The 1687-nt window shown below is 38.1% G+C and carries 3 protein-coding genes; all 3 read right to left on the reverse strand.

Annotated features, from left to right (window positions below):
- Positions 1-135 precede the first annotated feature (135 nt).
- From E0I26_RS16375 to E0I26_RS16385, 3 genes are read right to left on the reverse strand one after another with little or no spacing between them, the layout of a single operon-like run.
- Entirely contained in the window at positions 136-534 is a 399-nt protein-coding gene (locus E0I26_RS16375) for a DoxX family protein (RefSeq protein ID WP_131917516.1), read from the reverse strand.
- Between the two features lie 6 nt (positions 535-540).
- Entirely contained in the window at positions 541-1005 is a 465-nt protein-coding gene (locus tag E0I26_RS16380) for an SRPBCC family protein (RefSeq protein WP_131917517.1), read from the reverse strand.
- A gap of 6 nt (positions 1006-1011) precedes the next feature.
- Positions 1012-1335, reverse strand: a complete 324-nt coding sequence (locus E0I26_RS16385) for an ArsR/SmtB family transcription factor (RefSeq protein WP_131917518.1) — start codon at positions 1333-1335, stop codon at positions 1012-1014.
- Positions 1336-1687: the final 352 nt, after the last annotated feature.

Here is a 1687-nt window from a genome sequence, read left to right on the forward strand (position 1 = left end):
TGCTCGCACTAGTCTGGGATCTGTTGTTTTTGCTAGTGAGATTGCTTCGTTCCGATAGCTATCGGAACTCGCAAGGACTTTGATCGTCTGCTCAGCGTGTGTGGCGAAGTTGGTTATTTCGTAGAACAGGTTTACCTAGTTTTCTGTTGTAGCTAAATTATAGGAATTGATTTTTCTGTCTGTTGGTCTGAAATACCAAGACAGGATTATAAAAACGGTTTGAAAAAGTGGTCCAAGAATTGCTTTTCCTCCGTCGCCCATTGCCAAATGTGAAAGTAATGCGCCTGTCATTAAGAAAAAGAATCCTGCATATGCCCATTCTTTTAGTAGCTTAAATTTAGGTATTAAAATAGCAATCACTCCAAGGATTTTCCATACGCCAATAATGTTCATGAAGTACATGGGGTACCCAACATGGGCAACGAGCTCATTCATTTCTTTTGTGTGAAGTAGTTGAGATATTCCGCTTCCTAACATGCCAACTGAAAAAAGCCCTGTGGCTGTCCAATAAATTATTTTGTTTCTCTTTTTCATGATGTATTATTTTAATTTGTTTGCGATGTCTTGCAGGCGATTATGTGCCATATTTATTCCTTGTGAAAATGGTAGTTTCAGGATTTGGTCTCTGATTTCAACTGATTTATAAACCACATGCATGGTAAGTTTGCTGGTGTCGTCAGTCATTTTTTCAAATTCGTAGAATTCAAGCTGAATGCCAAAAGGAGTATTGCTCATTTCAAATGTCCGAGTAATTTTCTGGTTAGGGACGAACTCATGGATTGTTCCGTTAAATCCATGTATGTTTCCTTTTGGGTCAGTGGTTTCATACTGGTAACTGCCGTGATTTTTACTTTCAAGTTTCAGCACTTTGGTTCCCATCCATTGCTCCACAATTTCGGGTTCTGTATGTGCTTTGAATAGTAATTCCAAAGGCAAATCGAATGCTCTTGTTATCACTAACTCCTGCTTTCCGTCAACGGCATTAATTTTAGTTTTTAGTTCCATAGTATTTTAGTTTTTTGGTTTATAATTTTTCATAATGTCTTCCAATTTATTAAACCTGTCATCCCACATTTTTCGGAAAGGTTCAATAAAGTCGGCTATCTCTTTCATTTTTTTTGCATTTAGATGATAGTGAATTTCCCTTCCGCTTTGTTCGGCCGTGAGCAATTCACATTCGGTTAAAATTTGTATATGTTTTGAAACCGTTGGTCTTGCGGTGTCAAAATTGGAAGCGATTGTGCCTGCTGTCATCGATTGTGTTGTTACTAACATCAATATTGCCCTGCGTGTAGGGTCGGCAATTGCTTGGAAAACGTCTCGTCTTAGATTCATCATGAAGTTATTTGACTACAAATATAAGTGTAGTCAAGTAACTACGCAAATTTTTTGTAAATTATTTTACCGAAGCAGAAAGCTTTTGATTTTTTTGATTGGGAAGATGTAGGTTGTGGTGTATGAATTGAATGCTAGCTTGTTAGTTAATTTACTACGCCAATTCCTGCACTGGTGCTCGTTACAGATGAGCACCAGAGAACATGGACAAACGAGTGCGAGTGGTTTATCTATTGTTTTATTTGCTAACTGTCGTGGGAAACGAATTCTTAGAGTTAAAGTAACCGCGTTGCAAACGCTACGATTGTGCTCTACATTAAAATTGGCACTCGTTGCAAACGAGCGCCAGTGT

Origin of the sequence: Flavobacterium rhamnosiphilum (assembly GCF_004349195.1) — a bacterium.
Lineage (GTDB): Bacteria > Bacteroidota > Bacteroidia > Flavobacteriales > Flavobacteriaceae > Flavobacterium > Flavobacterium rhamnosiphilum.